This window comes from Pseudomonas sp. 05N434 (assembly GCF_056396965.1).
The window spans coordinates 1-6,961 of the sequence record NZ_JBFTMK010000250.1 but is presented as its reverse complement, the minus strand read 5'-3'; the positions used below and the strand labels follow the sequence as shown (position 1 = coordinate 6,961).

The window sequence follows — 6,961 nt, the reverse complement described above, 5'->3', positions numbered from 1 at the left end:
CAACTGCACACCGCGCTGGGACAATTCCACCAGACGCTCGATGCCGTAACGCCAATAGGCGATGCCGCCGTGCAGCGAGATCAGAATCACCTTGGCGTGGCGCAGCACTTCGTCGACATAAAGATCGACCGAGGCGTGATTCTGCACCTGCATCGGGTTGGCCAGGCGCAGGCTCGGGTAATCGTCGGGCAGCTGCTGCGCCGCCTCGGCGAGCAACGCCAGACTGGAATCGCCGCTGCACAGGATCACCAGCTCGGCGGGGGTTTGTCCAAGGTCGGCAATGTTGTCATCCGACACGAAACCGCCGGGCTGGGTCCTGAGCAGGTGCATGGGTTAAACGCTGAGCGCAGCGCGCAATTGCGCTTCGAGTTGAACGGCGTCCAGCGCCTGACCGATCAACACCAGACGGGTGGTGCGCGCTTCCTCGGCGCCCCACTGACGGTCAAAGTGCTTGTCGAAACGCGTGCCCACGCCCTGAATCAGCAGGCGCATCGGCTTGTTCGGCACCGCCGCGAAACCCTTGACCCGCAGAATACCGTGCTGCACCACCAGTTGCGTCAGCGCGTCCATCAGCAGGCTTTCGTCGGCTTGTGGCAGCTCGATCGAGATCGAGTCGAACGCGTCATGGTCGTGATCGTGGTCGTCTTCACCTTCATGGTGATGATCGTGATGGCTGTGACGGCTGTCGATGTGTTCTTCGGAACCGGCACCGAGGCCGATCAGCACGTCCAGTGGCAAGCGACCGCTGCTGGCTTCGATGACTTTCACCGCCGGTGGCAGCTCTTCGGCGACTTCCAGGCGCACGCGGGCCAGGTCTGCGGCGCTGATCAGGTCGGCCTTGTTGAGAATCACCAGGTCGGCGCTGGCCAGTTGGTCGGCGAACAGTTCGTGCAGCGGCGATTCGTGGTCCAGGTTCGGGTCGAGTTTGCGCTGGGCGTCCACTTGATCCGGGAATGCAGCGAAAGTGCCGGCAGCGACGGCCGGGCTGTCGACCACGGTGATCACCGCGTCAACGGTGCAGGCRCTGCGGATTTCCGGCCACTGGAAGGCTTGAACCAAAGGCTTTGGCAGGGCCAGGCCCGAGGTTTCGATGAGGATGTGGTCGAGGTCGCCGCGGCGAGCAACCAACTCGCGCATCACCGGGAAGAATTCTTCCTGAACGGTGCAGCACAGGCAGCCGTTGGCCAACTCGTAGACGCGGCCGCTGGCCTCTTCTTCGGTGCAGCCGATTGAGCACTGCTTGAGGATCTCGCCGTCGATGCCCAGCTCGCCGAACTCGTTGACGATCACCGCGATGCGACGGCCCTGGGCGTTGTCGAGCATGTGCCGCAGCAAGGTGGTTTTGCCCGAACCGAGGAAGCCGGTAACGATGGTGACGGGGAGTTTGGCCAGTGTTTTCATCGGATGCCCTTTGGCAAGGTGGCGGGCATACGGGACGACAACCGGCAACGCGGGCGCGCGTGCCTGAAGAGTTCGCCACCGGATCACCCCGCCCGGTTGAAAGTGAGAATCTGTGTCGAGGCAGGTCTCCTGGCTGACGGTGCGCCGGGCGTTGGCCCGGCATTCGCTGCGCCTTCCCGCGAACCCGTTGCACAGGGTTTGCAGTGGCGTGGCAGCGAACATCACCGTTCACAGTTGCGGGGGCAGCCGCGGCATCGACCGCGTTCCCTTCTTAGCTTCGACAGACGCCGAAGAACCTCGAAAGCGCAAGGCTACGCATCGTGTGGGGGCGGGTCAATGTCTTGTCGGCGAATGCGATCACCTGTGGCGAGGGGGCTTGCCTGTGGCGAGGGAGCTTGCTCCCGTTCGGCTGCGAAGCAGTCGTGAAACCATGCACTGCAAATCTTACAGACAGACCGCATGAATCCGATGAGACCGCTATGCGCTCGAGCGGGAGCAAGCCCCCTCGCCACAGATATTGGGTGTTAGTGAGAACCCCTGCCAATTGACTCCCCGCCCTCGCCCATGCTCTCCTACACGCCTTGTTACGGGTGCCCTTCACAGGGTGAAACGGGAAACCGGTGAATCATGTGCTTTACTCTAAAGCCATGTCAGTCCGGTGCTGCCCCCGCAACGGTAAGCGAGTGAAGCGTCAGATCCACTGTGCCGGTCATATGGCATGGGAAGGTGATGCTTGCAGGTCCAGGCGCAAGCCCAGCCCCTCGCGAGCCCGGAGACCGGCCCGCAACACAAAGTGACTTTTACGTTCACTGAATAACAAACCCGCGGTGGGCGGGCGCTGTTCGAAATCTCTGCGAGCCCTTGGCGTGCGGAGATTTTCATGCGCTCTATTCACCCGCTGACAGACCAGAGGGAAGCGCCATGACGATCATCAGCAGCACCGCCAGCAACACCGACAAGAGCATCGCCAGCACCACCACGACCCTGACTCAACGCCTGACCGCCGCCGTGTGTGCGTCGATCCTTGGCGCCAGCCTTGTGTATTTCGCCGGTTTCTCGCACATCGAAGCGGTGCACAACGCCGCGCACGATACCCGTCACAGCTCCGCCTTTCCGTGCCATTGAGACCTGCTGAGATGATCAAGCGTATTGCGCAAACCGCAGGTTTCACCGGGCTGCTGGCCGCCCTGCTATTGACCCTGCTGCAAAGCTTCTGGGTCTCCCCGCTGATTTTGCAGGCCGAGACCTACGAAAAATCCGAGCCGGCTGCTGTTGAAATCCACGAGCACGCCGCGGGCGCAGTCGCTCATACCCACGATGCCGAAGCCTGGGAACCGGAAGACGGCTGGCAGCGCGTGCTGTCCACTACCGGCGGCAACCTGGTGGTAGCCGTCGGTTTCGCCCTGATGCTCGCCGGTCTTTACACCCTGCGCGCACCGACCAAAACCTCTCAGGGCCTGCTCTGGGGCCTGGCCGGTTATGCGACGTTCGTGYTGGCTCCGACTCTCGGCCTGCCGCCTGAGCTGCCGGGCACTGCCGCGGCTGATCTGGCGCAACGGCAAATCTGGTGGATCGGCACTGCCGCGTCCACGGCCGTCGGCATCGCGTTGATCGTGTTCAGCCGTCACTGGCTGATGAAAGCGCTCGGCGTGGCGATCCTGGCCGTGCCGCATGTGATTGGCGCACCACAACCGGAAGTCCATTCGATGCTGGCGCCGGAAGCCCTGGAAGCGCAATTCAAAATCGCTTCGCAGTTGACCAACGTGGCGTTCTGGCTGGCCCTGGGCCTGATCAGCGCCTGGTTGTTCCGCCGCAAAAGCGATGGCCATTACAGCGCATGACTGAAAACGGCACAGTGCCGACCCTGGTGGTCGGCCTGGGCTGCCAGCGCGGCTGCCCCGTCAGCACGCTGCGGGCGCTGCTCGATCAGGCGTTACAGGCCCATCAAATCGAGCTTCGTGAGATCAAGGCCCTGGCCAGCATCGACCTCAAGCGCGATGAACCTGGCCTGATCGAACTGGCCGAACAGCTGGCATTGCCGCTGATGTACTTCAGCAGCGAACAATTGGCGACCTATCAAGCACAACTGAGCCACCACTCGGACATCGCGTTTGAACGCACCGGTTGCTACGGCGTGGCGGAAAGCGCTGCGTTGGCCCTGGCCGAACAATTGGCCCAGGCACCGGCAAAGTTGCTGATTCCACGACAAAAATACGCCCAGGCCACCTTGGCATTGGCCAGCGCCGCGTAAAATCCCCGATAATCCCCGCCTTCGATCATGAGCATTCTTCATCTGAAGCATGCCCAGGCCCTATTTCTGACAGGAAACGACGATGACCGTCTACTTCATTGGCGCCGGCCCCGGCGACCCGGAACTGATCACCGTCAAAGGCCAGCGGCTGATTCGTAGCTGCCCGGTCATCATCTATGCCGGCTCCCTGGTCCCCGCCGCCGTGCTGGAAGGCCACCGGGCCGAACAGGTGGTCAACAGCGCCGAACTGCACCTGGAACAGATCGTCGAGCTGATCAAGACCGCCCATGCCAAGGGCCAGGACGTGGCCCGGGTGCACTCCGGCGACCCGAGTCTGTACGGCGCGATCGGCGAGCAGATTCGCTACTTGCGTGAACTCGACATCCCTTTCGAAATCATTCCAGGCGTCACCGCCACCGCCGCCTGCGCGGCCCTTTTGGGGGCCGAACTGACCCTGCCGGACGTGTCACAGAGCGTGATTCTGACCCGTTACGCCGACAAGACCGCCATGCCCGCTGGCGAAGAACTGGGCAGCCTGGCGCAACACGGGGCGACCATGGCGATCCACCTGGGGGTCAATCATCTAGAGAAGATCCTTGCCGAATTGCTGCCGCACTACGGCGCCGACTGCCCGATCGCGGTAATTCACCGGGCGACCTGGCCGGATCAGGATTGGGTGGTGGGAACGCTTGAAGACATTGCGCAGAAGGTACAAGCCAAGGGCTTTCGCCGAACGGCGCTGATTCTGGTGGGTCGAGTGCTGGGCAGCGATCACTTCAGTGAATCGTCGCTGTATCGCGCGGGGCATGCGCACCTATACAGACCCTGAAGCACTTGTGGCGAGGGAGCTTGCTCCCGCTGGACCGCGCAGCGGTCCCAAAATCAGCCAACGCATTCATCACGGGAAAATGYATCGGCTGGATTGCGACTGCTTCGCAGTCGAGCGGGAGCAAGCTCCCTCGCCACAGGTTATCGATCATCCATAAAAAAACGGTGCTCACGGGCACCGTTTTTTTATGTCGCAGCGAACACCTTAGTAGTAGGCGTTTTCTTTCTGCGTATGGTCAGTCACGTCACGTACACCCTTGAGCTCGGGAATGCGCTCGAGCAAGGTGCGCTCGATGCCTTCCTTCAGGGTGACGTCTGCCTGGCCGCAGCCCTGGCAACCGCCGCCGAACTTCAGCACGGCGATGCCGTCTTCGACCACATCGATCAGGCTGACCTGACCGCCGTGGCTGGCCAGCCCCGGGTTGATCTCGGTTTGCAGGTAGTAGTTGATGCGCTCGTTGACCGGGCTGTCGGCGTTGACCATCGGGACTTTGGCGTTTGGCGCCTTGATGGTCAGTTGGCCGCCCATGCGGTCGGTGGCGTAGTCGACYACCGCATCGTCCAGRAAYGCTTCGCTGAACGARTCGATRTARGCGGTGAAGCTTTTGAGCCCCAGCGCTGTATCTTCAGGTTTTTCTTCGCCCGGCTTGCARTAGGCAATGCAGGTTTCGGCGTACTGGGTGCCAGGCTGGGTGATAAAGACGCGGATGCCGATACCCGGGGTGTTCTGCTTGGAGAGCAGATCGGCCAGGTAATCATGGGCGGCGTCGGTAATGGTAATAGCGGTCATGGAAACTCCTCGCAGGCTTGGACGCAGTTTACGCCAATCGACGCGCCGCACAAAGTCCTAGTATTTTTGTCGGGAACTGTGGCTCCCACACCGGGTTGCAGGCATTTCAGAGATTCTCGTAGCGATTCATGTCCAGCACGCCCTCTTCCACTGGGTCGGTGTCGTGGATGTACCGGCTCAGATCATGGAAATACTGCCAGAATTGCGGATGACTGCGACGAATGCCCCAGCGTTCGACGATTTTTTCGAAACTCGCGGCGTCTTTGGCATTTTCCATATCGTCGACAAACGCCGGCACCTGCCCGGCCGGAATGTTGAACATGAAGTTCGGGTAGCTGCTCAGAACACCCGGATAGATCGTCAACGTGTCGAGCCCCGGCTGATAACGCAGCGACTCCCCGAGCAGGAACGCCACGTTGCTGTGGGCGCGGTTACGCAGCAGGCTGTAGACCTCGCGCTTGCCGCTTGGGGTCTCGATGCGCAACATCGTGGCCTCCGGCAACTGATCGATGACTTTCAAACCGGCGGCCGGGCGCGACGTCAGGCGGCTCAAGGCTTGCTCGGCGTTCTGCAACGCCGGATCGATGTTCGGCCGCGAGCAGTAAGCGCCGTCGCAGCGGTTGATCGGATCGGGCCTGGCATTAAGTTCGCCGTAACGGGACAGCAGCTGCAAGGCGAAATCGCGTTTCGGGTCGTTTTCGTCCAGCGTCAGCGCCGTCGGCTTGTCGTTGTCGATGTCCTCGTAATCCAGCCACATCTTGAACTTGCCGCTGTTCTGGTACCAATCGTCGAGATAGCCGTCCCGTGAGCTGGCCGGCATCAGGCGCAGGAAGTTCTGCTCGGCGCCGTTGCGGATCAGGTCGAAGTACAGCCGGGTCTGGGCCTGATGGGACACGTTACCGAACACATCGAAGTTGACCGCCAACTGGTAATACGTGCGTTCCAGCAACGGGTAATCGAACAGCCACATCGTCTGCGGCACATCGCCGATCAAGCCCTTGGTCACCGAGGCGCTGTCGAAATGCCGGAAGATACTCAGCAACGCATTGTCATTACCGGCCCACAGGGTCGACCAGCTCGGCGCTGGCAAGTCGGCATAGCTGTCCCGGCGCAGGGCCTCATATTCGTTGCGTTTGTTGCGGTAGTCGTGCCACAGGCTCAGGACACTGCCGACGTCATCGTTCTGCCCCGGCATCGCCAGCAACGGCGTAGCCTTGCCACGATATTTCGGGTCGGTGATGTAAAGGTCATGTTCCGGGGCCTGGAACAGTGCCCAGAAGTTGTCGCGAATCACGTCGGTGGCGATCTGGCCCCGGCAGACCGGGCCGCGAATAAAGGTACGCACGAAGTATTCGGCGTTATCGAGCATGAACTGGTAACGCGCCTGGGCCGGGATCGCTTCGAACGTGGCAAACGGATTGGCCCGCCGCTCCGGCCCGTAGCCCGGTAACGCGTTGACCTGCCAGTTACCGTTGTAAAACAGGCTCTTGATCCGCGCCATCTTCGCCGCGCTCAGCGGGTAGGTGATGTGGGTCTTGTGCACGATCACGCCTTGCACCGGCCACAGACGGTAATAGACCTGAGTGCCCGGATCATCATTCGGACGGCGGGTGTTGATCAGGTCGATGGGYTGCCCCGTCGGCGTGCGCGAACGTACCCACTGAAAGAAATGCCCCGGCTCGCCGTCCTTG

Annotated in this window: 8 protein-coding genes and 2 riboswitches; of the genes, 4 read left to right on the top strand and 4 right to left on the bottom strand. The window is 61.5% G+C overall.

Annotation, left to right across the window (positions count from 1 at the left end; translation table 11 throughout):
• Together AC1DLB_RS16810 and cobW are read right to left on the bottom strand one after the other, a co-directional pair.
• A partial coding sequence (locus AC1DLB_RS16810; protein ID WP_477785305.1) for a hypothetical protein occupies nt 1-330 on the bottom strand: 330 nt, incomplete at its 3' end.
• Between the two features lie 3 nt (nt 331-333).
• Complete coding sequence (gene cobW / locus AC1DLB_RS16805) at nt 334-1,401, bottom strand: cobalamin biosynthesis protein CobW (protein WP_026286539.1); 1,068 nt, start codon at nt 1,399-1,401, stop codon at nt 334-336.
• Nucleotides 1,402-1,503: 102 nt separating this feature from the next.
• A riboswitch (cobalamin riboswitch) is annotated at nt 1,504-1,716 on the bottom strand.
• A 256-nt stretch (nt 1,717-1,972) separates the two neighbouring features.
• Nucleotides 1,973-2,200, top strand: a riboswitch (cobalamin riboswitch).
• 122 nt (nt 2,201-2,322) lie between these two features.
• On the opposite strand from cobW, the gene AC1DLB_RS16800 reads away from it, so the two are divergent.
• The 4 genes from AC1DLB_RS16800 (at nt 2,323) to cobM (ending at nt 4,481) form a co-directional block, all read left to right on the top strand.
• Complete coding sequence (locus AC1DLB_RS16800; RefSeq protein WP_018927647.1) at nt 2,323-2,526, top strand: CbtB domain-containing protein; 204 nt, start codon at nt 2,323-2,325, stop codon at nt 2,524-2,526.
• An 11-nt stretch (nt 2,527-2,537) separates the two neighbouring features.
• On the top strand, nt 2,538-3,242 hold the full coding sequence (locus tag AC1DLB_RS16795; protein WP_018927646.1) for a CbtA family protein: 705 nt from the start codon (nt 2,538-2,540) through the stop codon (nt 3,240-3,242).
• Entirely contained in the window at nt 3,239-3,652 is a 414-nt protein-coding gene (locus AC1DLB_RS16790; RefSeq protein ID WP_064617086.1) for a cobalamin biosynthesis protein, read from the top strand. The genes AC1DLB_RS16795 and AC1DLB_RS16790 overlap by 4 nt, the downstream gene beginning before the upstream one ends.
• Nucleotides 3,653-3,734: 82 nt before the next feature.
• Nucleotides 3,735-4,481, top strand: a complete 747-nt coding sequence (gene cobM / locus AC1DLB_RS16785) for a precorrin-4 C(11)-methyltransferase (RefSeq protein WP_477743949.1) — start codon at nt 3,735-3,737, stop codon at nt 4,479-4,481.
• A gap of 204 nt (nt 4,482-4,685) precedes the next feature.
• Here the strand turns inward: cobM and nfuA are convergent, their stop codons facing one another.
• Nucleotides 4,686-5,270: a Fe-S biogenesis protein NfuA gene (gene nfuA / locus AC1DLB_RS16780; protein WP_007946504.1), complete on the bottom strand. Its 585-nt coding sequence runs from the start codon at nt 5,268-5,270 to the stop codon at nt 4,686-4,688.
• Nucleotides 5,271-5,376: 106 nt separating this feature from the next.
• Nucleotides 5,377-6,961 (bottom strand): fatty acid cis/trans isomerase (locus AC1DLB_RS16775; RefSeq protein WP_477785304.1); only part of this gene is annotated, 1,585 nt, incomplete at its 5' end.